Source organism: Yeosuana aromativorans, assembly GCF_014646655.1.
GTDB classification, from domain to species: Bacteria; Bacteroidota; Bacteroidia; order Flavobacteriales; family Flavobacteriaceae; genus Yeosuana; species Yeosuana aromativorans.
The window spans coordinates 236738-259984 of the sequence record NZ_BMNR01000004.1 but is presented as its reverse complement, the minus strand read 5'-3'; the positions used below and the strand labels follow the sequence as shown (position 1 = coordinate 259984).

At 35.1% G+C, this 23247-nt stretch carries 24 protein-coding genes; 12 read left to right on the top strand and 12 right to left on the bottom strand.

Annotated features, from left to right (window positions below):
* The 12 genes from IEW94_RS10290 to IEW94_RS10235 all read right to left on the bottom strand — a co-directional run bounded on the left by IEW94_RS10290 (position 1) and on the right by IEW94_RS10235 (position 11302).
* Positions 1–1083, bottom strand: coding sequence for an HlyD family secretion protein (locus tag IEW94_RS10290; protein ID WP_188652652.1), 1083 nt, complete (start codon positions 1081–1083; stop codon positions 1–3).
* A 13-nt stretch (positions 1084–1096) separates the two neighbouring features.
* Positions 1097–2422: a TolC family protein gene (locus tag IEW94_RS10285; RefSeq protein ID WP_188652650.1), complete on the bottom strand. Its 1326-nt coding sequence runs from the start codon at positions 2420–2422 to the stop codon at positions 1097–1099.
* A complete protein-coding gene (locus IEW94_RS10280; RefSeq protein WP_188652648.1) occupies positions 2412–3032 on the bottom strand; it encodes a TetR/AcrR family transcriptional regulator in 621 nt (206 codons plus the stop codon). The genes IEW94_RS10285 and IEW94_RS10280 overlap by 11 nt, the downstream gene beginning before the upstream one ends.
* Before the next feature lie 153 nt (positions 3033–3185).
* Positions 3186–4466 carry an NAD(P)/FAD-dependent oxidoreductase gene (locus IEW94_RS10275; protein WP_188652646.1) on the bottom strand — a complete coding sequence of 427 codons (1281 nt, stop codon included), beginning with the start codon at positions 4464–4466 and terminating at the stop codon, positions 3186–3188.
* Positions 4467–4610: 144 nt separating this feature from the next.
* Entirely contained in the window at positions 4611–4754 is a 144-nt protein-coding gene (locus IEW94_RS10270) for a hypothetical protein (RefSeq protein ID WP_188652644.1), read from the bottom strand.
* A 138-nt stretch (positions 4755–4892) separates the two neighbouring features.
* Positions 4893–5666, bottom strand: a complete 774-nt coding sequence (trpA, locus tag IEW94_RS10265) for a tryptophan synthase subunit alpha (protein WP_188652641.1) — start codon at positions 5664–5666, stop codon at positions 4893–4895.
* 10 nt (positions 5667–5676) lie between these two features.
* Positions 5677–6858: a tryptophan synthase subunit beta gene (trpB, locus tag IEW94_RS10260; protein ID WP_188652639.1), complete on the bottom strand. Its 1182-nt coding sequence runs from the start codon at positions 6856–6858 to the stop codon at positions 5677–5679.
* Positions 6855–7550 (bottom strand): phosphoribosylanthranilate isomerase, encoded by a 696-nt coding sequence (locus IEW94_RS10255; RefSeq protein WP_188652637.1) that lies wholly within the window; start codon positions 7548–7550, stop codon positions 6855–6857. The genes trpB and IEW94_RS10255 overlap by 4 nt, the downstream gene beginning before the upstream one ends.
* Complete coding sequence (gene trpC, locus IEW94_RS10250) at positions 7547–8332, bottom strand: indole-3-glycerol phosphate synthase TrpC (RefSeq protein ID WP_188652635.1); 786 nt, start codon at positions 8330–8332, stop codon at positions 7547–7549. Before trpC ends, IEW94_RS10255 begins: the two co-directional genes overlap by 4 nt.
* Positions 8329–9321 carry an anthranilate phosphoribosyltransferase gene (gene trpD / locus IEW94_RS10245; protein WP_188652633.1) on the bottom strand — a complete coding sequence of 331 codons (993 nt, stop codon included), beginning with the start codon at positions 9319–9321 and terminating at the stop codon, positions 8329–8331. Before trpD ends, trpC begins: the two co-directional genes overlap by 4 nt.
* A gap of 3 nt (positions 9322–9324) precedes the next feature.
* A complete protein-coding gene (locus tag IEW94_RS10240; RefSeq protein ID WP_188652631.1) occupies positions 9325–9891 on the bottom strand; it encodes an anthranilate synthase component II in 567 nt (188 codons plus the stop codon).
* A gap of 7 nt (positions 9892–9898) precedes the next feature.
* Positions 9899–11302: an anthranilate synthase component I family protein gene (locus tag IEW94_RS10235; RefSeq protein WP_188652629.1), complete on the bottom strand. Its 1404-nt coding sequence runs from the start codon at positions 11300–11302 to the stop codon at positions 9899–9901.
* Positions 11303–11559: 257 nt separating this feature from the next.
* On the opposite strand from IEW94_RS10235, the gene IEW94_RS10230 reads away from it, so the two are divergent.
* From IEW94_RS10230 to IEW94_RS10175, 12 genes are all read left to right on the top strand, one after another.
* A complete protein-coding gene (locus IEW94_RS10230) occupies positions 11560–12108 on the top strand; it encodes a TlpA disulfide reductase family protein (protein WP_188652627.1) in 549 nt (182 codons plus the stop codon).
* Between the two features lie 33 nt (positions 12109–12141).
* On the top strand, positions 12142–12726 hold the full coding sequence (locus IEW94_RS10225) for a thioredoxin family protein (RefSeq protein ID WP_373286599.1): 585 nt from the start codon (positions 12142–12144) through the stop codon (positions 12724–12726).
* A gap of 84 nt (positions 12727–12810) precedes the next feature.
* Positions 12811–13119, top strand: a complete 309-nt coding sequence (locus IEW94_RS10220) for a rhodanese-like domain-containing protein (protein ID WP_188652623.1) — start codon at positions 12811–12813, stop codon at positions 13117–13119.
* A 9-nt stretch (positions 13120–13128) separates the two neighbouring features.
* The gene (locus tag IEW94_RS10215) at positions 13129–13539 is read left to right on the top strand and encodes a rhodanese-like domain-containing protein (protein WP_229669504.1); all 411 of its coding nucleotides are present in this window, start codon (positions 13129–13131) and stop codon (positions 13537–13539) included.
* 281 nt (positions 13540–13820) lie between these two features.
* Positions 13821–14105, top strand: coding sequence for a hypothetical protein (locus tag IEW94_RS10210; protein WP_188652621.1), 285 nt, complete (start codon positions 13821–13823; stop codon positions 14103–14105).
* A gap of 109 nt (positions 14106–14214) precedes the next feature.
* The gene (locus IEW94_RS10205; RefSeq protein ID WP_188652619.1) at positions 14215–14745 is read left to right on the top strand and encodes a hypothetical protein; all 531 of its coding nucleotides are present in this window, start codon (positions 14215–14217) and stop codon (positions 14743–14745) included.
* Between the two features lie 376 nt (positions 14746–15121).
* Entirely contained in the window at positions 15122–15943 is an 822-nt protein-coding gene (locus tag IEW94_RS10200; RefSeq protein WP_229669503.1) for a hypothetical protein, read from the top strand.
* Positions 15943–17283 carry an NAD(P)-binding domain-containing protein gene (locus IEW94_RS10195; RefSeq protein WP_188652617.1) on the top strand — a complete coding sequence of 447 codons (1341 nt, stop codon included), beginning with the start codon at positions 15943–15945 and terminating at the stop codon, positions 17281–17283. The genes IEW94_RS10200 and IEW94_RS10195 overlap by 1 nt, the downstream gene beginning before the upstream one ends.
* 5 nt (positions 17284–17288) lie before the next feature.
* Positions 17289–19136 (top strand): cytochrome c family protein, encoded by a 1848-nt coding sequence (locus IEW94_RS10190; RefSeq protein WP_188652616.1) that lies wholly within the window; start codon positions 17289–17291, stop codon positions 19134–19136.
* Positions 19115–20761: a hypothetical protein gene (locus IEW94_RS10185; RefSeq protein ID WP_188652614.1), complete on the top strand. Its 1647-nt coding sequence runs from the start codon at positions 19115–19117 to the stop codon at positions 20759–20761. Before IEW94_RS10190 ends, IEW94_RS10185 begins: the two co-directional genes overlap by 22 nt.
* 14 nt (positions 20762–20775) lie before the next feature.
* Positions 20776–22404: a hypothetical protein gene (locus IEW94_RS10180; RefSeq protein ID WP_188652612.1), complete on the top strand. Its 1629-nt coding sequence runs from the start codon at positions 20776–20778 to the stop codon at positions 22402–22404.
* The gene (locus IEW94_RS10175; RefSeq protein WP_188652610.1) at positions 22401–23189 is read left to right on the top strand and encodes a GW dipeptide domain-containing protein; all 789 of its coding nucleotides are present in this window, start codon (positions 22401–22403) and stop codon (positions 23187–23189) included. Before IEW94_RS10180 ends, IEW94_RS10175 begins: the two co-directional genes overlap by 4 nt.
* Positions 23190–23247: the final 58 nt, after the last annotated feature.

The following is a 23247-nucleotide window of genomic DNA, read 5'->3' as shown; positions in this document are numbered from 1 at the left end:
TTATTTTAAATGGACATCGACAACCACGTTCATTCCTGAACGTAATTTTTGTAATTTATTGGAATCGTTGTTTTTTGTGAAGTCTATTTTTACCGGTAACCGCTGAATGGTTTTTACAAAGTTTCCAGTTGCATTATCCGGCGGCAACAATGAAAAACGAGCCCCTGTGGCTGGTGAGAAAGCTGATACTTCAGCTTGGAATGTTTCACCAGGAAACGCATCGGCCTTAATGCTTACTTTTTGGCCAATTTCCATTTTTTCCAGTTGGGTTTCCTTAAAATTAGCCACTACCCATTTTTCTTGAGTGTTAACCAAATAGAACAATGCTTGTCCCGGTTGAACAAACTGTCCGGTTTGTATGCTTACATTTGACAATTGCCCATCAATAGGAGCAGTGACAACCGTATAGCTTAAATTCAGTTTTGCAGCATCTACTTGAGCTTGGGCGCTTTTTACATTGGCCTCTGCAACAGATACTTGTTTTTCTGAAATTTGGGTTTGTTGTACTGCAGCATTCTTTTGGCTTTGTGTTGCTTTTTGCTGACTTTGTAATGTTTCTAATTGCTGTTCGGCTTCTTGTTTGGCAGCCAATGCTTGTTCATATTGTTGAGCCGTTATGGAATGGTTTTTATACAGATTTTCATAACGCTCAAAATCATTAGTAGCTCGCCATAATTTGGTTTTTGCAGTTTCAATGGTACTCTTCGTTGAGTTTACCTGAGCTTCTGCAGTTGACGTATTAGCTTTATAAGAGCCAATGCTGACTTGCGAGACTGTTAAACCACTTTCAGCAGCTGCCAGTTGAGCTTTGGCTTGCTCAAGTTGAACCACGTAATCCCTATCGTCAATCACAAATAGGGTGTCGCCTTTTTGTACTTTTTGATTGTCTGTAACATATACCTTTTTAATATAACCTCCTACATGCGGAATTATGGGATTCATGTTGGCTTCTATTTGGGCATCATCGGTTTCTTCGTGTGATAAGGAGTGAATGAATTTGTAACTTCCATAAATAACTCCTATGGAAACTAATACAGAAATAATGATGATAAATTTTTTATTGGTCTTTTTCTTTTGTTCCATGTTGATAAAAGAATTATTGTTGATTTAATGTGTTGTTGAGTTGACCTTGAGCGGCCAATAATTCGTAATATTTTTGGGTAATACCTGCCTTGGCATAAGCTACATTTAGTTTGGCTTGAAGTTGATCAACGTCAGCTTCCAGTAAATCATTGGTATCGGCCAAACCATTGTCATACTTGTCTTTTACAATGCGATAATTTTCTTCGGCTTGTATTTGTGATTCTGTATACACATGATATTTTTTTATTGCCAATTGATAATCTTGTTTGGCATTTTCTATGTCAACCTTTATTTGATCGGTCTTCATATTGATTGTATACTGAAGTTCTTTGGTTTTCGTCTTGGCCAACCTAACATCACTTTTAGCCTTGAATAAATCCGATAGGTTATACGAAACACCAATACCAATATTCATGGCATTGGTAACGGTCAATGCGTTTTGTAAATCCAAAGCAATGTAACCGCCTGATAATGCTAGCGATGGAAAATATTTGCTCTTGGCCACTTTTATTTGCTGTTCAGCAGCTTGTTCTTGATACCGAAGGGCTTCCAAATCATTTCTATTGATAACATCTGTTACAGGTTGGTTTGAAACCAAGCCAAATTCTGGAGCAACAATATCAGTTTTGGTGCCTTCCGGAAGTTTTAAAAGCATCGCTAACCGATAGTTTAAAATAGCTTCATTTTTTTTGGCATCTTCAAGTGATAATTCAATGTTTGATTCTTGGATTTGGGCTTTCAGTAAATCATTTCTTGCCAGTAAACCGTTTTGTTCCTTTGCTGAAAAATCAACGACACGCTGGTGGGCACTTTTTAAATTAGTTTCAATAAGGATAATGGTTTGCCTTGCTTTGTATAAGCTCAAATAATCGTTAATGACCTCAAGGCTGAGTTGTTCCTTGTCGTTTTTTGATTTATAATCGGCTGCTTTATACAAACTTTCACTGGCCTTAATGGTGTTATTAAGTTTAAAACCAGAAAATAAAGGAAGCGAAACATTTGCTTGTCCAAGTAATAATTGATGGACATTTGGAGCATTGTTGTTTCCTGTGTTGCTTGAACCAGAGTTATTGCCTGTATTTATTTTTAAATCGACATTTGCATTGGCCAAATACAGGTACTGTCCTGATAATTTTACATCGGGATATTGCAGGTTTTTGGTAACGTTTAATTCGTTTTGGGCAGATAAAACCTTTGTGTCCGCCAGTTTTGAGGCGTCACTGTTTTGCAAAGCCATCTGTACGGCCTCTTCAAGGGTTATTGGTTGTATCTGTTGTGCCTTGAGGTTTGATATGCTAATAAATACAATAACAAGGCTGGTTAAAAATTTACTTGTCATAAGTGAGTAATGCTTTTACTGTGTTTTGTATATGATGCGTAAGTTCGTTATGAACATACTGTTCAATGGAATTATCATCTTCCAGATTCAATAAGGTTTTGTAATATTTTTTGTTGTAATAAAAATGAAAGTAGGTCCCTAAAATGGTAGGCGTTAGCAAATTGATATTTACGTTTTTGATAAACACGCCTTCTTTTTGGCCGTTTTTAACAAAGGTCTCAATCACCTTTAGGTTTTCCTTTTTCTGTTCCAAGTAACTTTCAAAGTCAATTTGTCGACAACTATTGGAATACTCAAAATTGATGATTTTATGGGTGCGCCTATTTCGGTGAACACGTTTAACAATTAAGGCTATGATAGCATCCAAAGTTTCAATGTAAGAAGTGTTTTTTGAAATTACAGACTCCAATTGCATTTTAAAATCAGACATTCTGTATAAGAAAAGTGATTCCAACAACTTTTCCTTTGATCCAAAATAATATGAAATCATGGCTATGTTAACCTCTGCTGCTTTTGCTATTTGGCGAACAGAAGCACCATCAAAACCGTTTTCTGAAAATAATTTTTCGGCGGTTTCCAGAATTTGAATTTGCTTATCGTTTAATTCCACAACACTTAAATTTTGAAATTACGACGCAAATTTAAACATTTGTTTAAATTAAACGTTTGTTTAAATTAATTTTTATAGAATTTTAACACTATAACCTTTTCGCTTATAAGCTGAATGATTTAAATAGTTAGGAGAGAACTGATTTTAAGGGAATTAATCTACTTTGGTTTTAACCTTATTTTTGGCAGGTTTCATGATGATTCTCAAGGTGCTGTCGTTATTAAAATAGCTAATGGTCCAGTTCATAAAAATTAAAAGCTTGTTTTTAACGCTCAGTATCAGCATGAGGTGGATAAACATCCAGGTAAACCAGGCCATGCGCCCTTGAAAACTGAACTTGGGTAGGTCAACAACTGCCTTGCGTTTGCCTATAGTGGCCATGGAGCCTTTATCGGTATATTCAAATTCTTTTTTGGCTTTTTGTTTACTAATGCTTTTAAGGTTTTTAGCCAACAGTTCAGCCTGCTGAAGTGCAACACTTGCAACCTGAGGGTGCCCATGTGGATACTTTTGGGTTTCCATAAAGGCAATATCTCCCAAGGCATAAACATGTTCTAAATGTTTAACTTCATTAAATCGGTTGACGACTAATCGGTTTCCTCTTGTAAAGCTTTCTTTAGGAAACCCTTCAATAAAGTTACCAGTAACACCGGCTGCCCAAATAACATTTTTAGAATGTATTTTCTCGCCATTGTTCAAAGTAACGACCGAGCCGTCATAATCGCTAACAATCGTATTGGTTTTAACAATAACCCCCAACTCTTCTAGATATTTTTGGGACATTTTTTTTGAACCTTCACTCATGGGGTTCAGTGTGTGGGGTGCACCTTCCAATAGGTAAATGGTTAATTTAGAGAAATCTTTATCAGGATAATCCTTAGGAAGAATATAACGTTTCATTTCTGATAAAGCGCCTGCCAACTCAACTCCGGTTGGGCCACCGCCAACAATCACAAAATTTAATAAGGATTGAAGTTTGTCTTGGTCCGTGGTATTTAAAGCATCTTCAAAAGTTTGCAGAATACGGTTCCTAAGCTGAATGGCCTCTGGAATGGTTTTCATGGGATAAGCATAATCCTTCAAATTGTTATTTCCAAAATAATTGGTGGTACAGCCTATTGCGATTACTAAATGATCATAATCAAATGTTCCAATTGATGTTGTTATGAATTTTTTGTTGTAATCAACATGCTTCACCTTGGCAATTCTAATCTTAACATTTTTAGCCTTTTGAAATACTTTCCGCAGTGGAAAAGAAATACTTGCAGGTTCCAACCGAGCCGTGGCTACTTGATACATCAATGGTTGAAATTGATGAAAGTTGTGCTTGTCAATTAAGTAAATTTCAAAATTTGGGTTGTTTATTAAGTCTTGAGCAAGCCGCAATCCGGCAAATCCAGCTCCGACAATAACTATTTTTTGAACAGTATCCATGGCAATTTTTTGAACTACAAAGTTCTCAATTAGTCGTTAGAAAGACGACTTTTTCTTGTTAAATCTTTAAAAAAAGCACCAAACTATATGGTGCCTTTTTAATTTTTAATAAAACTTTTTCTGATGAAAAAAGTCGGATACTCATTATTTTTTGTTTTGCTGTTTTTTTATTGTTTTTTCGTCAATATCAAATGTTTCCTTATGGTTGTCAATATCGATGTTTGTATCAATTGGATTTTTTTGTTCTTTAGATCGTTCAAATTTCTTTTTGTCTTTTATAATTCCCATAATTTTTCTTTTTAAGATTCAATCATAAGATAAAAATATTGAGGCGAAATTTTATTAAAAACGTCTTAAAACCCTTGATGTAATTGTTAAAATTTTTGATAAAAAGCGAACTACCAGCCTAGTTAATTATCTGTTTAGCTATTTTTTATCAATTAAAATTGATTGTAAAAAAGATTTGATTGAACGTGTTCCATTACTGTTTAAATGTTTTATAAAAGCACTACCAATAATGGCTCCTTTTGCATATTCTGTGGCTTGCGAAAAGGTCTTATTGTCTGAAATTCCAAACCCAATAATTTGTGGATTTTTTAGGTTCATAGCTGCAATTCGTTTAAAGTAATCCGTTTGTTCTGTTCCAAAACCAGACTGGCTTCCTGTTACACTGGCACTACTGACCATGTAGATAAATCCGTTTGAAATGGAATCGATAAAGTTGATGCGTTCTACACTGGTTTGAGGCGTAATTAAAAAGACATTGATTAAGCCGTATTTTTCAAAGATGCTTTGGTATTGTTCACTATACACATCAACAGGTAAATCAGGAATGATTAAGCCATCTATGCCAATTTCCTTACATTTTTCACAAAATGCTTCTACACCGTATTGTAACATTGGGTTGAAATAGCCCATAATGATTAATGGAATTTGAACCGTTTTCCGGATATCCTTTAATTGGTTAAAAAGGACTTCTGTGGTCATACAATTTTTTAGAGCTTGTGTAGAACTAGCTTGAATGGTTGGTCCGTCAGCCAGTGGATCGCTAAAGGGCAAGCCTATTTCAATCATATCAACACCGTTTTTTTCTAAGTCTTGAATGATGGAAACCGTGTCGTCCAAATTAGGATAACCAGCCGTAAAATATATAGAAAGCAGTTTTTTGTTTTCTTGTAATTTTTGTTGTATTCTATTCATCGAAAAAAACTTAAAGTTTAAAATAATTGATATAGGTATCTAAATCTTTATCACCTCTTCCAGATAAGCTAACGACAATTATATCATCTGGTTTGAATGTTTTATGTTCAAAAATAGCTAAGGCATGTGAGCTTTCAATGGCGGGAATAATGCCTTCCAACTGGCATAATTTCAAACCTGCTTTCATGGCGTCATCATCGGTAATTGACATAAATTCGGCGCGCCCGGTTTTTGCTAAATGAGCATGCATGGGGCCAACGCCAGGGTAATCCAATCCAGCGGAAATAGAGTAGGGCTCTGTGATTTGTCCATCTTTGGTTTGCATCAACAGGGTTTTGCAACCATGAATAATCCCTTCTTTACCTAAAACAGATGTTGCGGCACTCTCGCCAGAGTCAATGCCCAAACCAGCTGCTTCCACAGCAATGATATTTACATCGTCTTCATGCAAAAAATGATAGTAGGTTCCGGCAGCGTTACTGCCACCACCAATACACGCCACCACATAATCAGGGTTTTCACGGCCTTCATGTTCTTGTAACTGCCATTTGATTTCCTCTGAAATAACAGACTGAAACCGTGTTACCATATCAGGATAGGGATGTGGGCCAATTGCAGAACCAATAATATAATGTGTGTCAACAGGATTATTAATCCAATCACGAATGGCTTCATTAGTAGCATCTTTCAACGTTCTGCTACCCGATAAGGCCGGCACAACGGTAGCTCCAAGCATTTTCATTCGGGCTACATTGGGTGCTTGTCGTGCAATATCAATTTCACCCATATACACAATGCACTCCAATCCCATAAGGGCACAAACAGTAGCAGTTGCCACACCATGCTGACCGGCACCGGTTTCGGCTATAATCCTGTTTTTTCCTAATCGTTTGGCCATTAAAATCTGTCCAATAGTATTGTTGATTTTGTGGGCTCCTGTGTGGTTGAGGTCCTCACGTTTTAAATAAATTTTGGTGTTATATGTTTCGCTTAATCGCTTGGCGAAATAAAGAGGTGAAGGACGTCCCACATAATCTTTTAAAAGCTGGTTGAACTCTTTTTTAAAGGAAGGTTCGGCCATGACTTTAAGATAGTTTTGGCGCAATTCTTCTACATTAGGATAGAGCATTTCAGGGATGTAAGCTCCCCCAAATTCACCATAGTATCCTTTTTCGTTTACATTATAGCTCATAGTTGAGATTTAAATTCTTTTAGTTTTTCAATGTCTTTTAATCCAGGCTCTATTTCAAATTGACTGTTCACATCGATAGCGAAACAATATTTTGAAGCCTTATTTTTTTGAAATTGTATGATGTTTTCTAATGCTTCCAAGCCAATGCCACCACTTAAAAAGAATGGTTTGTTAGATGGGTATTTGTTTAAAATAGTCCAATCAAATGTATAGCCGTTGCCTCCTGGTAATTTGCCCTTGGTATCGAACAAAAAGTAATCACAAACGGATTCATAGGGTTCCAACAAATCAAAATTAAAATGATCCTTGATTGAAAATACTTTGATGATTTCTAATTGGTTGTCATTGCGAGACTCTTTTTTTGAGTTGAAGCAATCTGTATCTTTTGAAGGGATTACTTCGTCGTTTCCCTCCTCGTAATGACGTTTCAATTTTTCACAATACTCTGGAGATTCATGACCATGAAGTTGTACAACCTGCAAATGATATGCATTTATTTTTTCAAGTATATCATTTATTTCAGCATTAACAAATACGCCTACTTTTTTTATGGATTTTGAAATTTTAGGAATTTCACCATCAAAGTAGCGTGCTGATTTTTCGTAAAATATAAAGCCCAGATAGTCTGGATGCAAAGCCGCAACCTGTTCTATGTTATCCAGATATTTCATGCCACAGACTTTTAGCTTCATTTTGTCAGGTTTTTAATGAATTGTTTAGAGCTTTCTCCTGCATTGTCTGTTTTCATAAAATTTTCACCTATTAAAAATCCTTGGTAGCCGTAAGGTTTTAGTTCTTTAATAGCTTCTATTGAGCTAATGCCACTTTCAGACACTTTTACAAAGTTGTTTGGGATAAGCTTACTCAAGGTTTTGCTAATATCTAAACTGACTTCAAAGGTTTTGAGATTTCTGTTGTTCACACCCAACATATCCAGGCTTGGCATAATGGATTTGTGGAGTTCCTCTTCATTATGGACTTCTAAAAGGACATCAAGTTGTAAGCTTTTGGCCAATTCAGAAAATTGCTTGATTTCATGTCTGGTTAAAATAGCTGCAATCAATAAAATTACATCGGCGCCATAAGCTTTGGCTTCTATGATTTGATACTCATCAATTATAAATTCTTTCCGTAGCAATGGTAAATTACAACTGGCTCTTGCAACCAACAAATCGTCTAATGAACCACCAAAATACTTGCCATCGGTTAATACAGACATGCCACAAACACCAGCGTTTTCATAGCCTTTTGCTACATCAAATACATTTGATTTTTGATTGATTATAGATTTTGAGGGTGATCTGCGTTTGTGTTCTGCTATAATGCCCGAATCACTGTTCTTTAAATTGTTTGCCAATGATATTGTATTTCTATTAAACAAGGCAGATTGTTCCAATTGTTTGACAGGAATTATTGATTTTTTTAAATCAACTTCTATCCGCTTATCAGCTACTATGTTATCTAGAATGGTCATTTGCTCAACTCAATTAATGTTTGTAACGCTTTCAGTCCTTTACCGGAAAGTAATGATTCCTTGGCTAATTCAAAACCTTGTTTGTGGTCTATTTGCTTGGTTGTGGCGATGGCCAAACCGGCATTGGCACAAACCACATTGTTTTGGGCTTCGGTTCCTTTTCCTTGTATCACATCCATGAATATTTTGGCAGCCTCTTCAATTGAGTCACCTCCAAAAATAGCGTCCTCATTTATTTGTGAAACCCCTAGATCTTCTGGTGCAAACATACGCTCTGATTGGTTTGAAATCACTTTGGCCTTACCAGTTAATGAAATTTCATCATAGCCATCCAAAGCGTGAACTATGGAGTAGTTCTTATCCGTATTTTGATATAAATATCCGTAAAGACGCAATAATTCTAAATTAAAAACACCGACCATTTGGTTTTTTGGAAACGATGGATTAACCATGGGGCCCAACATATTGAAAAAAGTCTTGACACCCAATTCACGTCTGATGGGAGCCACGTTTTTCATGGCAGGATGGAATAACGGTGCATGTAACACACAAATACCTGCTTTATCAATAGAGCGTTTTAGGAAATCTTCATCATTTGAAAATTTAATGCCTAAATATTCCATAACATTTGATGATCCACAGGCCGATGATACGCCATAATTCCCATGCTTAGCCACATTCACGCCAGCACCAGCTGTTACAAAAGACGCTAAAGTAGAAATATTAAACGTGTCTTTTCCGTCACCACCTGTTCCGCATAAATCAATGGCGTTAAATTCTTTTAAATCAATGGCAATACACAATTCCAGAAGGGCGTCTCTAAAACCCCTAAGTTCTTCAAGTGTGATATTGCGCATCATGTACACCGTGAGAAACGAAGCTATTTGACTATGGTTGTACATACCATTTGATATATTGACCAAGGCCTGTTTGGCTTCTTCGCTTGAGATGCTTTCATGATTTATCAGTCTATTTAGTAAATTCTTCATGACTTAACTATTTATCCAATTTTTAAGAATTTGTTTTCCATCTGGAGTTAAAACAGATTCTGGATGGTATTGTACACCTTTAACATCATAGGTTTTATGACGTAAGGACATGACTTGCCCGTTTTCATCAAAAGATGTAGCCTCTAATGAGTCAGGTAAATTGGGGTTGACAACCCATGAGTGATAGCGGCCTACTTCAATGGTTTTCTCCAAATCTTTAAACAGCGGTTCGTCATCAACAGTAATGGTCACTTTTGTGGACACACCATGATAGACATCTTGTAAATTAATGAGTGTGCCACCAAAAACTTCACCAATGGCCTGTTGTCCCAAACAAACACCTAAGATGCTTTTGGTAGGAGCAAATCGTTCTATAATTGATTTTAACAAACCAGCTTCATTAGGAACTCCAGGGCCGGGTGACAATACAATTTTATCAAAAGGCTTAACATCTTCCAATGTTAATTTATCATTTCTAAACACAGTGACCATGCAATCCAAATCCTCTAAATAATGGACCAGATTATAGGTAAAACTATCGTAATTATCTATTACTAATACATTTGTCATTTCTAATTTATATGTTTTCTGCTAGTTCAATAGCTTTTGTTAATGCTCCTAATTTGTTATATACTTCTTGCAATTCAGTTTCTGGATTTGACTTAGATACCAAACCAGCGCCAGCTTGCCAATGCAATTTGTGGTTTTTGCTCAAAAAGGTCCTGATCATAATGGCATGGTTAAAGTTGCCTTCAAAATCCATAAAACCAATAGCGCCGCCATAAAACGAGCGACTCGTTTTTTCATATTGCTCAATGAGTTGCATGGCTCTGTGTTTTGGCGCGCCACTTAAAGTGCCTGCAGGGAATGTGTCTGCCACCACTTGCATGGTTGGAACATCGGTGTGCTTTTGCCCGGTAACCTTGCTAACTAAATGAATAACATGGGAAAAAAATTGTACTTCACGATACGTGTCAACGGTAACGTGACTTCCATTTCTGCTCAGGTCATTCCTGGCCAAATCAACCAGCATAACATGTTCGGCATTTTCCTTGTCATCAATCTTTAATTGTTTGGCCAGTTCGGCATCTTGTAAATCGTTTCCTGTTCGTTTGAATGTTCCTGCAATAGGGTGGATTTCAGCTTTTCCATTGCTCACAATCAATTGGGCTTCTGGGGAACTTCCAAATATTTTAAAGTTGCCATAATCAAAATAAAACAAATAGGGTGATGGGTTGATACTTCTTAAGGCACGGTACACATTAAATTCATCACCTTTGAATTCTTGTGCAAAACTTTTTGATAAAACCAATTGGAATACATCCCCTCTGGCACAATGTTTCTTGGCTAATTCCACATGGTGTTTGTATTCATCATCGGTTAAATTCGAGTGCATATCTCCTTTTGAAGAAAATGCATACGAAGCAAAATTCCTGGCTTTGATCAGTTGTAAGATATCATCAATAGTATCATCACTGTCATAACAATGCGCAAAAATATAAGCCTCATTTTTAAAGTGGTTTATGGCAATAATATTTTGATAAACCGCATAATAAATATCAGGAATGTTAACAGAATGTTCTTTTTTAGAAATGGTTATATCTTCAAAATATCTTACGGCATCATAGGCTATGTAACCAAATATGCCATTGTTGATGAACTTAAAATCAGTATCTGAATGTATCTTAAACCGTTTGGTAAATTGATGGATTTCTTCAGTGACATTGGTGTGTTCATCAATTGTTTTTTTTGTGGAACTGCCATCTGGAAATGTTTGAAAAACGGTTTCGTTTTCAACCTTTATAGAGGCAATGGGGTTAAAACAGATGTATGAAAAACTGTTGTCATTGGCATGATAATCACTACTTTCCAGAAGAATACTATTAGGGTATTTATCCCTTATTTTTAAATAGATGCTAACTGGTGTGATGGTATCCGCCAGAATTTTTTTGTAATGAGTGTGTAAGCTAAATGTTTTCATTTTTGTTCATTAAAAAAGGCTTGTCGTGAATGACAAGCCTTTATGTATTTTAATTTTTAAATATACCAAGCGACTACTTCACGAAATGACGTTTCGAAAGCTCCACCACCAAGTATTATTTAAAATTGTATTCATTGTTTTTTTATTGCGGTTCAAATATAGAAATCAAAATATAATTACACAATACTTTATGCTTTTTTGTTTAAAAATTTGTTAAACTCTCAACATATCATCAAGTAATAATTAATTTTAGCAATATGAAGTACATATGGTTGTTAATTTTATTAGGTGTTCTTTCAAGTTGTAAAGACAAGAAATCTTCAAGTAATTCAAATGTAGAAAGTAGCACTGAAATCCAAGATGTTTCCAGTAAAGCCAAAACCGTTAAGCTGGATGTCTATAATTTTAATGATTTCAAAAACTTTTTAAACAAAGCCAATGACACAACGTATGTCATTAATTTTTGGGCTACCTGGTGCGCACCATGTGTTAAGGAGTTGCCTTATTTTGAAAAATTAAATCAAAAATATATTGATAAAAAAGTCAAGGTTATTTTGGTGAGCTTGGATTTCCCACACTTATATGATTCTAAATTAAAACCATTTATTGTTGAAAACCATTTAAAATCAAAAGTTATTGCCTTGGATGATGTGGATATGAACGCATGGATACCGCAAATTGATAAAGATTGGTCGGGTTCCATTCCAGCAACTATTATTTACAAGAATAAAACGAGTAAATTTTTTGAGCAATCATTTACTTATGAATTATTAGAAGTAGAAACGCTAAAAATTTTAAACAAATAACCTATGAAAACACCTGTATTCATTTCAATTGTGATGGTCACTTTTTTTAGTGATTATATTAGTAATGATGTTACTATAAATAACAGTTACAAAATAGGCGATGTAGTATCAGATTTTGAGTTAAAAAATGTTGATGGAAATATGGTTTCCATGTCAGATTATAAAGATGCTAAAGGTTTTATTATTGCATTTACCTGTAACACATGTCCTTTTGCACAGGCTTATGAAGGTAGAATTATGGATTTAGACAAAAAATATGCATCCAAAGGATATCCGGTAATAGCTATCAACCCAAATAACCCTGAGGTACAGCCTGGCGATAGTTTTAAGGCTATGCAGGACAGAGCTAAAGAAAAAGGCTATACATTCCCTTATTTGGTTGATGAAGGGCAGCATGTGTATCCCGAATTTGGTGCTACCAAAACACCTCACATGTTTGTGCTTCAAAAAACCAAGAAAGGAAATATAGTGAGGTACATTGGAGCCATTGATGATAATTATAAAGATCCCACGGCTGTTAAAACCAAGTACGTTGAGGAAGCTGTTGACGCTTTGTTAAAAGGCGAAGAGGTCAAGCAACAAGAAACAAAAGCCATTGGTTGTTCAATAAAAGCTTAAAAGTTTACTCACTCCAAAGACTTATAAAAATTATGTTATAAGTCGTGAAGATATGTTATTTTTGTAGCTCATAATTTCAAAAAAATGGAAGATTTAACACAAGAAGAATGGGTAGAACAGCTTGAAAATGATAATAATGCTGTTATTTTGGATGTAAGGACTGATGATGAAGTAGAAGACGGCAAAATACCCAATGCCATCCATATTGATATTTATAGAGGGCAAGAGTTTATTTCTGAATTGGAAAAGCTTGATAAAAGCAAAAATTATTACGTCTATTGTAGATCAGGCAACCGAAGTGGTCAAGCCTGTAAGATTATGAGCCAATTAGGATTTGCAAACGCCTACAATCTCATGGGCGGTATGTTGCAGTGGGAAGGTGATATAGAATAAATAAATTTAATGGGTAATATTAGAAGTTTAGCGATTGTTTTTTTGATGATTTCCTTTGCTGTCTTATCTAGCTGCAAAGGGCAGCACGATACCGACATAATAAAAGATGTCACCGTTGAAGAAATGCAAACCTTGCTTCAAATGGATAACGTGCAACTAGTTGACGTTAGAACGCCTGAAGAATACAGTACCGGGTTTATTGCCAATGCCCAAAACATTGATTATTTTTCCCCAACTTTTGATGAGGATATAAAAAAGCTGGATAAAGAAAAACCAGTGATTGTGTATTGCAAGTCTGGCGGGAGAAGTGCCAAATGCTCTGAAAAATTGCTAAAAGCAGGTTTTGTTAAAATCTATAATTTAGAGGGTGGTATTACCCAATGGCAACATGAAGGGTTGAAAATTAACAACCCCAATTAAATTGAAAACCATTATCAAAAATAAAAAAAATCTTCTTATTTAATCGTTTTTGCCTCATACTCAAAAGGTAAACCAATCGTTTATTTTATCCTGAAAAACGGTTTTTGAGCCCTAAATATTTATTTTAACTACTTTTTAAGTCCTTCAACTATTAATTTTTATTCCAGAAATCTATTTCTATATTTTTGCTGAAAGTTTATGCATTCTTAATAATTGTCTTAAAAATTTTAATAGAATTAATTTTTAAAGCATTTTTTTAATAATTTAATATTATTGGTTTTATGGAAAACGGTTACGTCATTTTGGGTATTATCGCTTTGTTGTTTTTAAGCATGTATGGATATGCATATGCATCTGTTGCTTTAGAAAAAATTCAGGAAAAAAAAGCTAAAAAGCTAGAGCTTAAGAAAGAAGCATTAAGACTTGAAGAAAAGGCTTTAAAACAAAAAATTAGAGACGAAAAAACAAGTCAACTACTTAAGCGCAGCGAAGAAATCAAGCTTGAATTACAAAAGTTGGAAGAAAAGAAAAATGAACAAGAAGTTAAGAGACTTAAAATAAGTTAAACAATTTCTCCGCTGTTTTGACTTCTTAAAACTTTTGTTTTAAGTTAGTTATGTTGTTTGTGTAAAAAAAATCGTAACTTTATAAATTAACTAACTAAAACAAAATCACATGAAACACTTTTTTTTAATGTTGTTTTCTGTCATCCTTTTTATGGGATGTCAAGAAAAAAAAGACAATTCCGCAAACGAAGCATTTGCCAAAAACTCAGAGACTGTAATGGCCAATATTCAAAATTGGCAAAATGAAACACCGGATTATTCCACGTATTCTGATAAATTTGTACTTCGCGACACCGGTATCAATGGTAAAGACTCCTTGAGCCTAGCAGAGATGAAGGAGAGCGATAAGATGCTTTTTAAGAATTTAGACTTTAAATTTTTAACAGATCCTATTGTGTTATTGCCGGGTGTTAACCCACAGACAAAAGAGCCAGATGGGTCAGTGAGATATTATGGTAATTGGCAAGTTACTGTTCCTGCTACTGATTCAACCGAAGCTAAATCTGCAGTTTTAAAATATTATGAGTCTTTTGATTTTGATGCTGATGGTAAAATAATCTACCAACAAGGTTATGGTGACTTTGGTGGTCTTATGGATGCATTATATGGAGATGATGATCAGGATTCCATGGAAGAGTAGCATTTAATTTCACATTACAAAAAAACCATGTAAGATTATTTCTTACATGGTTTTTTTGTTTTGTATTATGATTTTGTATATAAAAAATTTAGTTTTTTAACTAAAATTCGATAAAATCAATTAAATATTAACAAAAAAGATAAAATATATTTTATTTTGATTAGTTATGTTTGTTTTGCTTTAATAGTTTATAGTAAAGAAAGTAAGTGATTAGCATTGTTAAACTCAGAATTGGTTTTAAGTGATAATTGTTAAAACATGTATTTTGAGTAGGGTATAGTGGTTTATAGTTGTAATATAATCAGCCAGAAAACAAAAAATCCAAATACTTGTCAATGCACGTATATAATCAAACCCAAATTGAAAAACTAACCAATTGAACAAACAAGTACATAAGGCCTATATAACCTTAATGGTTTTGATAATCATAGCTGTTACTGCCTATTTAAGCTATGTGGGTTACACCTATTATATGACACCCTTAGAGGAACGTTTTTACCATCCTCAACATAAGTGGTTTAAGCCAAGCGGCATTTATGGACACGGATTGGGAATAGTGGGGACGCTTTTGATTCTTTTTGGAGTTGTCATTTATATTGCCAGAAAACGCTATAACTTTTTGTCAAAACTGATCCGGTTAAAATATCTTTTAGAGTTTCATATTTTTTTGTGCACGTTAGGGCCAATATTGGTTCTGTTTCATACGGCATTTAAATTTGGAGGGATTGTGTCTATTGCATTTTGGAGTATGGTTGCGGTTGTTTTAAGTGGTGTGGTAGGTAGATTTATTTATATTCAAATACCTAGAACGCTTGAAGGAAGAGAGCTTACTCTTAATGAGGTAAAAGGATTAAAGACTGATTTGGCCACAACAATTCATGAAGAGATTGAAGTGGATGACCAAACCAAACAATTAATTCTTAACATATCAAATGCTGAAAAACCATCGTCTAGCGATGTTAGAAAACTTAAAAGAGAACTTAAAAGAAAAAATTTCCCAAAAGAAGACAGGCATTATATTTTGAAACTGGTAAAAGATGATATGTCTTTATCCAGAAAGATAGGTAGGTTATTGCTCATGCAAAAACTTTTTAAATATTGGCATGTAGCACACTTGCCATTTGCATTGATTATGTTGGTGATTGTGGTCATTCATGTCGCGGTTACTTTGGCGTTTGGTTATAAATGGATATTCTAATGGAAGACGAAGTATTTTTAGAACAGGTAATTGTGTATGGTGTAGTCTTCTTGCTATGTGCCATTGTTGTTTTTTTCTACACAAGAAAGAAACGGGTCAAGTCAAAAGACATAGAAAAGAAAGTTACTGTAGCCAAACAAGAAGGATTGTTTGAGCCAGTTTCTTTATATCCACACATAGACCTAAAATCATGTATTGGCAGTGCCGCTTGTGTGGCCGATTGCCCTGAAAAAGATATTTTAGGGATAGTTGATGGTGTGGCAACTGTTATAAATACGGCTAACTGCATTGGTCATGGCGCTTGTTTTCATGCCTGTCCTGTAGAAGCCATTTCACTTAGAATTGGTACGGAAACAAGAGGAGTGGATTTGCCACATATTAATCAAAATTTTGAAACGAATACAAAAGGGATTTTTATAGCAGGAGAGTTAGGCGGTATGGGATTGATAAAGAACAGTGTTGAGCAAGGGCAACAGGCTATTGAAAGTATTGTTAAAAGTAAAAAACCATCAAAACCAAATGTTATTGATGTTGTAATTGTAGGAGCAGGACCGGCAGGAATCTCAGCAACATTAGCCGCAAAACAACACGGGTTAACTAGTGTTACTTTAGAACAAGATTCATTAGGAGGTACTGTTTATACATTCCCCAGATCAAAAATAGTGATGACAGCTCCTATGGATTTGCCACTTTATGGCAAAGCAAAATTATATGATACATCAAAAGATGAATTATTGCAGTTGTGGAAGAAAGTGATTACGGAGCAAGACATAAAAATCACAGAGAACACAAAAGTTGAGCAAATCATTCCGATAGAAAATGACACGTTTAAAGTGACCACATTAATGGGCGATGAATATATATGCAACCATGTACTATTGGCCATTGGAAGACGCGGAACCCCAAGAAAACTCAATATTCCAGGGGAGCAATCCACAAAAGTTGCTTATCGGTTACTTGAGCCTGAAAGAATTAAAAACAAAAAGGTTTTAGTTGTTGGTGGTGGGGATTCTGCCATTGAAACTGTTCTACTATTGAAGGATGAAAATGAAGCTACGCTTTCTTATAGAAATGATAAGTTTTCAAGACTCAAGCCAAAAAACAAAGAACGTATAGAGGAAGCTATTCAAGATGGAAGTGTTAGAGTCATTTATAATTCAAATGTAACCTCAATACATGATGATTATGTGATGATGAAAATCAATGACGGTGAACCAGAACAACTCGTCAATGATTTGGTTTACATTTTTGCTGGAGGTGAATTGCCAACAGGGTTTTTACAAAAGTCTGGTGTTAATATTACAAAACGTTTTGGGTATGTAATGAAAAGGCATGATTAGTTGATTTGAGAGCATTTATAAAACATAGTGTCCTTTTGGTTTTGCTGTTATTACTTTCAGCAACACACAGTTATTCTCAGATATCTCCTGGAGATTTGTCCCAAGCCCATGCCAAGTTAGAAGGCATGACCAATTGTACCCAATGTCATGAAATTGGAGAAAAAGTATTGGATAGTAAATGTTTGGAATGCCACAAAGAAATTCAATCGCTCATAAACAATAAAAAAGGATTGCATGCCAATCCAGATGTTGTTAAAAAGGACTGTTTTCAATGTCATAGTGATCACAACGGACGCAAGTTTGACATGGTTCGTTTTGACCAAGATAATTTTAAGCACAACCAAACAGGCTATCAATTAGAAGGAAAACATAAAACCATTGATTGCAAAGAATGCCACAAATCTGAGTTTATTAAAGATCCAGAATTAAAAAAGCGTAATAAGACCTTTTTAGGATTAAACCAAGACTGTTTAACATGTCATGATGATTTCCATCAAAATACGCTTCCAAAAGATTGTAAACAGTGTCATGATTTTAATGCGTTTAGACCAGCAACTAATTTTAATCATGATGATGCAAAATTTAAATTATTAGGAAAACACGTTGAAGTAGATTGTATAAAATGCCATAAGGAAACTACACAAAACGGAAAGAAATTTCAAGAGTTTATTGGCTTAGCATTCGAAGATTGTAAATCCTGTCATCAAGACCCACACGAAAGTAAGTTACCGGGCAATTGTAAATCCTGTCACACAGAAACGGATTTTAAATTATTCAGTGGTCAAGGAAAATTTGATCATAATACTACCAATTTTACTTTAAAAGGCAAGCACTCAGAGGTTGATTGCTTTACCTGCCATAAAGAATCAACAGATCCCACAAAAGTCTTTCAGGACAATTTACGCATTAAAGAAAATAATTGTGTGAAATGCCATAAAGATGTCCATGAAGGTAAGTTTGGAAATGATTGTGCCAAATGCCATACTGAAAATACTTTTCTGGCGTTGAAAAGTATGAACGCGTTTGACCATAACCTCACAGATTACCCGCTTGAAGGAAAACATTTGGATGTAGATTGCAGGCAATGCCATAAAGGTAGTTATACCAAGACCATTGATTTTTCGGCGTGTAATAAATGTCATCAAGATTATCACAAAGGCGAGTTCAAGGAAAATGGTATATCACCCGATTGTAAAGAATGCCATTCATTACAAGAAGGCTTTGATTACAGTTTGTTTACGCTAGAAAAACACCAAGAAACCACGTTTCCATTAAAAGGAGCGCACGTTGCTACACCATGTTTTGCCTGCCATGTAGGTGAAAAGGAACAGCGATGGACATTTAAAAATCTTGGGCCTGATTGTAATAATTGCCATAAAGACATTCATGAAGGTTTTATAAGTAAGAAATTTTATCCTGATAAAGACTGTAAAATATGTCATAGCAACGACAGTTGGTCCCAAATAAACAATTTTGATCATAGCCGAACTAAATTTAAGTTAGATGGTAAACACAAAGAAGTTGATTGTAAGTCATGTCATTTCATCGAAAAGTCTGATAACAATGCAGTTATGACTCAAAAATTTGCTAATTTGGATTCAGATTGTGCATCGTGCCATGAAAATAAGCATGGCGATACTTTTGCAATTGATGGTGTGACAGACTGTACAAGATGTCATGTAACAAGTAGTTGGTTCCCAGAGAATTTCAACCATAACGCCACCAATTTCCCTCTGGAAGGTAAGCACGCTGAAATAGATTGCAAGGCTTGTCACATAAGTGAAACCATTAACGGGAAAACCCAAGTTATATATAAATTAAAAAAGTTTGAATGCATAGACTGTCATACATAATATTATCAATAGGTTTCTTGATATTTTCTCCAGTTATGGCACAATCGCCACATGGTAAAAATTTAAAGATAAGCTGTGACCAATGCCACAATCCATCAGGTTGGGAATTGGATATTTATCTCATGCGATTTGACCATAATAAAAAAACCAATTTTAATTTGGAAGGCGCTCACATGCAGACGGATTGCAAAGCATGTCATGAGAGCTTGGTTTTCAACGAAGCTCCAAATCAATGTGCTTCATGCCACAAAGATATTCATAGTATGTCAGTTGGAAATGATTGTACACAATGTCATACCACCAAAACGTGGATTGTAAATAATATTCCTGAAATTCATGAAGAAAATGGCTTTCCACTTATTGGTGCGCATAATGCTGTAAGTTGTGCAGAATGTCACACCTCTGAAACAAATTTAAGGTTTGATAGAATTGGAAATGAATGTATAAGCTGTCATAAACAAGACTATGATGCAACTAGAAGTCCGAATCACAGAGAGCTTGGGTTTTCAACAGATTGTATAGAATGTCACTCTCCTTTGGGGCCAGGTTGGGATTTGCAAAATATAAACCATGACTTTTTCCCTTTAACGCAGGGGCATGATATCCAGGACTGTAAGCAATGTCATAAAACCAATAATTATGCAGATGCTTCTCCGGAATGTATAAGCTGTCATCAAACAGATTACAATAACACAAATAACCCTAATCATTCAAGTGTTGGTTTTTCAACAGATTGCGCAACCTGCCATACCACAAACCCAGGATGGACGCCAGCAAACATAAACCATGACTTTTTCCCATTGACACTGGGACATGATATACAAGACTGTAAACAGTGCCATACAACAAACAGTTATGCAGATGCTTCTCCAGAATGTGTTAATTGCCATCAAACGGATTATGATAATACTCAAAATCCAGTTCATAGAGACACTGGTTTCTCAACAGATTGTGCATCATGCCATACCACGAACCCTGGATGGACACCAGCAACCATAAACCATGACTTTTTTCCTTTAACACAGGGTCATGATATTCAAGACTGTACGCAATGCCACAAAACCAACAATTATGCGGATGCTTCACCGGAATGTGTGAATTGCCATCAAACGGATTATGATAATACCCAAAACCCGGTCCATAGAGATGCTGGTTTCTCAACAGATTGTGCATCGTGCCATACTACAAACCCGGGATGGACACCGGCAACCATAAACCATGACTTTTTCCCATTGACATTGGGTCATGATATACAGGATTGTAAGCAGTGCCATACAACAAATAGTTATGCGGATGCTTCGCCAGAATGCGTAAGTTGTCATCAAACGGATTATAATAATACAACGAATCCAAACCATATTGTATCAAGCTTCCCAACAGATTGTGCGTCATGTCATACCACAAACCCAGGATGGACACCAGCAACTTTTGATCATGACCAGTATTTCCCAATTTATTCGGGTAAACATAGGCAGGGACAAACATGGGATACTTGTGTTGAATGTCATACAACCCCTAATGACTATTCGCAATTTGATTGCATTCATTGTCATACTCGTGATCACAACACGAACTTAGGCAACCAAAGATGCTATGAGTGTCACCCAACAGGAAGAGCAGATTAAGGAGAAACATTACCATGAGATATACGTTTTATTTTATTCCCATATTATATATGGCATTGTCGGGTAATGCATTGGCCCAAGATAATCTTCAAACCATCATAGGTAAGGTGACTTTTGTGACCTCAAAAAATGCTTATGTGAAATTTGATAACACCAACGTTGTTAAAATTGGCGACACACTTCAAGCTCCCAATAAAGAAAAATGTTTATTGGTGACCAATAAATCATCAAACTCAGTAGTTTGCCTAAAATTGAATAATTGCCAAGTTAACAAAGATGATAAGATTACTTATGTATATCAAGTTGAAACAGATAATAAAATTCTTGAAACCGAAGAGATTCAAGAAAATATTGGAATAAGTTTTAACGACTCTATTCAGGCAATAGAGAGTACAAAGAAAAAAACCAACTATAAAGAAAAAATAATTGGTCGGTTATCTGCCGCTACATATAGTGACTTTTCCCAAGTTCGTGATGACAACCATAGGTTAATGACCCGATTTTCTTTGGAAGCAAATCATATAAATAACTCAAGATTTTCAGTTGAAACCTATCTTAATTATAGGCAAAGTATTTATCCAAAGGATACAACCAGAACTTTAAGTAAAAGTGATTTGAACGTTTATAATTTAGCTGTAAAGTATGATGTAGACTCTACATTTTCCATAACTGCTGGTAGAAAAATCAATTATAAAATATCATCAATAGGAGCCATTGATGGATTGCAAGCAGAAAAGTTTTTTGGAAATAGCTACATAGGCGCCATTGCAGGTTTTAGGCCAGATATTTATGATTATGGATTTAATTCCAATTTATTGCAATATGGCGGATATGTTGGTCAATTAACTAATAACAAGAATTTCCGCTCTCAAACCACATTGGGCTTTGCCGAACAAAAAAACAATAACGAAATTGACAGAAGATTTGCTTATTTTCAGCATTCAAGTACAATATTTAAGAAATTCAATTTGTTTTCAACCCTTGAAGTTGACTTGTACAATAAAGTCAACGATTCAGTAAGAGATAATACTAGAATCACCAATTTATATGTGTCTGGGCGCTATCGTTTTAATAGCAAAATTAATTTAAGCTTGTCTTACGATTCAAGAAAGCGCATCATTTATTATAAGACCTACGAAACTGATATTGAACAACTTTTGGATGAAGATATAGCTAGGCAAGGCTTTAGAGCTCGACTAAACATTAGACCGTTTAAATATGTTTACAGCGGATTTAGTTACAGTAAACGATTTCAAAGTGACAACCAAAACAAATCTGACAATATTTATGGTTATATGAGCTTGTCTAAGCTTCCTATAGACGGTCGGTTGTCATTTACTTACAATATGAATACATCTAATTATTTGAAAAGTAATATTGCGTCTGTAAGATACTCAAGAGAGTTCTGGGATAGTAGGTTTAGTACAGATATTTATTATAGATTTGTAAATTATAAATATACAACCAATGTGCCCGATTTTAATCAGCACTACATAGGCGGATATTTATCATATTATATTGACCGATCGTTCACTATTGGTTTATCAGGTGAGATGTCAAAATACAATAACGAAACAAATTATAGGGTAAACACTCAAATCATTAAACGCTTTTTTATGAGCAGAAAAAACAGTAAAAGATGAAAATAAAAGTATTAGTTACAGTATTAATTGCAAGTGTTTTTATAGGATGTAAAAACGAGCCAAAGGTAGTTCCAATAACCTCAAGTCCAGATGGCTCTTCAGACCCATCAGGAGTGTTTTCAGCACCTGGTTCTTCAGATTCTGGCCAAGCAATGACGAATGAACTTCATTCGGTTGTTGTTAAGGAAGTTTTGCCCACTTCAAAATATGTATATCTTCATGTAACTGAAGGTGACGAAACGTATTGGGTAGCTACCAGAAAAATGGAGGCTAAAGTAGGTGAGACCTATTATTTTAAAGGTGGTCTATTAAAAACCAATTTTGAAAGCAAAGAATACAACAGAGTATTTGATAAAGTATATTTGGTAGGCGCTTTGGTGCCGGCAGTTCACGGAGGCAATGCCGTATCTCAATCTACCACAGATTATGGAAACGCAAAACCATCTGAGGTTCAAAAAGAAGATATTCCTATGCACACTGAAAAAGTGGTACAGCATCAAGGATCCATGAAAATTGCAGAATTGGTCAACAATCCCAAAAAATACGAAGGGAAAACAGTTCAGATAGACGGTATTTGTACCAAAATAAACGCTGGAATTATGGACAGAAACTGGATTCATGTCAAAGACGGCAGTAAAGATGATTTTGATTTGGTAGTGACATCAGATGCTTTTGTTCCAGAAGGAGCGGCCTTTACCATTAAAGCGGTTGTAACACTGGATAAAGATTTTGGTGCAGGATATAAATATGATATTATATTGGAAAACGGTGTTTTGGTAAAATAATCCTAATGCCTTAAAAAAAAGAGCCCAAACAACGTTTTGTTTGGGCTCTTTTTTATTT

What these genes read in the sequence shown, in the direction of transcription:
- IEW94_RS10290 (WP_188652652.1), bottom strand. Translation starts at nt 1,083, where the DNA reads ATGGAACAAAAGAAAAAGACCAATAAAAAATTTATCATCATTATTTCT.
- IEW94_RS10285 (WP_188652650.1), bottom strand. Translation starts at nt 2,422, where the DNA reads ATGACAAGTAAATTTTTAACCAGCCTTGTTATTGTATTTATTAGCATA.
- IEW94_RS10275 (WP_188652646.1), bottom strand. Translation starts at nt 4,466, where the DNA reads ATGGATACTGTTCAAAAAATAGTTATTGTCGGAGCTGGATTTGCCGGA.
- IEW94_RS10270 (WP_188652644.1), bottom strand. Translation starts at nt 4,754, where the DNA reads ATGGGAATTATAAAAGACAAAAAGAAATTTGAACGATCTAAAGAACAA.
- trpA (WP_188652641.1), bottom strand. Translation starts at nt 5,666, where the DNA reads ATGAATAGAATACAACAAAAATTACAAGAAAACAAAAAACTGCTTTCT.
- trpB (WP_188652639.1), bottom strand. Translation starts at nt 6,858, where the DNA reads ATGAGCTATAATGTAAACGAAAAAGGATACTATGGTGAATTTGGGGGA.
- IEW94_RS10255 (WP_188652637.1), bottom strand. Translation starts at nt 7,550, where the DNA reads ATGAAGCTAAAAGTCTGTGGCATGAAATATCTGGATAACATAGAACAG.
- trpC (WP_188652635.1), bottom strand. Translation starts at nt 8,332, where the DNA reads ATGACCATTCTAGATAACATAGTAGCTGATAAGCGGATAGAAGTTGAT.
- trpD (WP_188652633.1), bottom strand. Translation starts at nt 9,321, where the DNA reads ATGAAGAATTTACTAAATAGACTGATAAATCATGAAAGCATCTCAAGC.
- IEW94_RS10240 (WP_188652631.1), bottom strand. Translation starts at nt 9,891, where the DNA reads ATGACAAATGTATTAGTAATAGATAATTACGATAGTTTTACCTATAAT.
- IEW94_RS10235 (WP_188652629.1), bottom strand. Translation starts at nt 11,302, where the DNA reads ATGAAAACATTTAGCTTACACACTCATTACAAAAAAATTCTGGCGGAT.
- IEW94_RS10230 (WP_188652627.1), top strand. Translation starts at nt 11,560, where the DNA reads ATGAAGTACATATGGTTGTTAATTTTATTAGGTGTTCTTTCAAGTTGT.
- IEW94_RS10225 (WP_373286599.1), top strand. Translation starts at nt 12,142, where the DNA reads ATGGTCACTTTTTTTAGTGATTATATTAGTAATGATGTTACTATAAAT.
- IEW94_RS10220 (WP_188652623.1), top strand. Translation starts at nt 12,811, where the DNA reads ATGGAAGATTTAACACAAGAAGAATGGGTAGAACAGCTTGAAAATGAT.
- IEW94_RS10215 (WP_229669504.1), top strand. Translation starts at nt 13,129, where the DNA reads ATGGGTAATATTAGAAGTTTAGCGATTGTTTTTTTGATGATTTCCTTT.
- IEW94_RS10210 (WP_188652621.1), top strand. Translation starts at nt 13,821, where the DNA reads ATGGAAAACGGTTACGTCATTTTGGGTATTATCGCTTTGTTGTTTTTA.
- IEW94_RS10205 (WP_188652619.1), top strand. Translation starts at nt 14,215, where the DNA reads ATGAAACACTTTTTTTTAATGTTGTTTTCTGTCATCCTTTTTATGGGA.
- IEW94_RS10195 (WP_188652617.1), top strand. Translation starts at nt 15,943, where the DNA reads ATGGAAGACGAAGTATTTTTAGAACAGGTAATTGTGTATGGTGTAGTC.
- IEW94_RS10185 (WP_188652614.1), top strand. Translation starts at nt 19,115, where the DNA reads ATGCATAGACTGTCATACATAATATTATCAATAGGTTTCTTGATATTT.
- IEW94_RS10180 (WP_188652612.1), top strand. Translation starts at nt 20,776, where the DNA reads ATGAGATATACGTTTTATTTTATTCCCATATTATATATGGCATTGTCG.
- IEW94_RS10175 (WP_188652610.1), top strand. Translation starts at nt 22,401, where the DNA reads ATGAAAATAAAAGTATTAGTTACAGTATTAATTGCAAGTGTTTTTATA.